Source organism: Streptomyces cahuitamycinicus, assembly GCF_002891435.1.
Lineage (GTDB): Bacteria > Actinomycetota > Actinomycetes > Streptomycetales > Streptomycetaceae > Streptomyces > Streptomyces cahuitamycinicus.
In genome coordinates, this window is sequence record NZ_POUC01000855.1 from 1 (window position 1) to 1,166 (window position 1,166).

Consider the following 1,166-nt stretch of genomic DNA (forward strand, 5'->3'; position numbering starts at 1 on the left):
GGGTGGGGTGGAGGCCGACAGCGGTGCTGCGACTGCCGGTGCCGGTGCCGATGCCCGGGCCGCCCAGGTCGTCGCCGCGCCCGGCTGGGCCCCCGCCGATATGGGAGCCCCGGCGACCTTCGTGCTGCTGCGCCACGGCGAGACGCCGTTGACGCCCCAGAAGCGGTTCTCCGGCAGCGGCGGAACCGACCCCTCCCTCTCCGCCACCGGCCGGGAACAGGCCGAGCGGGCCGCCGCGATGCTGGCCCGGCGGGGCACCATCCAGGCCGTCGTGGCGTCGCCGCTCGCCCGTACGCGGGAGACCGCCGGGATCGTCGCCGCCCGGCTCGGGCTCGACGTCGGCATCGACGACGGGCTGCGCGAGACCGACTTCGGCGCCTGGGAGGGACTCACCTTCGCCGAGGTGCGCGAGCGCCACCCCGACGACCTCAACGCCTGGCTGGCCTCCCCGGACGCCGAACCCACCGGCGGCGGCGAGAGCTTCGCGGCGACGGCCACCCGGCTCGCCGCCACCCGCGACAAACTGGTCGCGGCCCACGCGGGCCGAACGGTTCTGCTCGTCACGCACGTGACCCCGATCAAGACGCTCGTCCGGCTCGCCCTGGGCGCCCCGCCGGAGTCCCTGTTCCGCATGGAACTGTCCGCCGCTTCCCTCTCGGTCGTCGCGTACTACGCGGACGGCAACGCCAGCGTCCGCCTCCTCAACGACACGTCCCACCTGCGCTGAGCGCCGCCGCCGCACGGGCCAGCGCCTCGACCCGGCCCCAGTCGCGGGCCGAGACCGCGTCCTGCGGCAGCATCCAGCTCCCGCCCACACAGCCCACGTTGGGCAGCGCCAGATAGTCCGGGGCCGAGTCCGGGCCGATCCCGCCCGTCGGGCAGAACCGCGCCTGCGGCAACGGCCCCGACAGCGACCTCAGATACGCCGTGCCGCCCGCGGCCTGAGCCGGGAAGAACTTCATCTCCCGCACCCCGAGCTCCAGCAGCGCCACGACCTCGGACGCGGTCGACACCCCCGGCAGGAACGGCACCCCGGACGCCCGCATCGCCGCCAGCAGGACGTCCGTCCAGCCAGGACTGACCAGGAAGCGGGAGCCCGCGGACACCGCCTGCGCGACCTGCTCCGGGCTGATCACCGTCCCGGCCCCCACCACGGCCCCGGGCAC

Annotated in this window: 2 protein-coding genes; one reads left to right on the forward strand and one right to left on the reverse strand. The window is 75.6% G+C overall.

Translation table 11 applies throughout. The annotated features are described in order from the left end of the window. Positions 1 to 727, forward strand: a 727-nt coding sequence (locus tag C1J00_RS43435; RefSeq protein WP_245936754.1) for a bifunctional RNase H/acid phosphatase, incomplete at its 5' end; no start/stop codon positions are given. Here the strand turns inward: C1J00_RS43435 and eda are convergent. Continuing rightward, the coding region (gene eda / locus C1J00_RS43440; RefSeq protein WP_102914238.1) for a bifunctional 4-hydroxy-2-oxoglutarate aldolase/2-dehydro-3-deoxy-phosphogluconate aldolase at positions 702 to 1,166 on the reverse strand (465 nt) is incomplete at its 5' end. The two genes, C1J00_RS43435 and eda, sit on opposite strands and share 26 nt — an antisense overlap.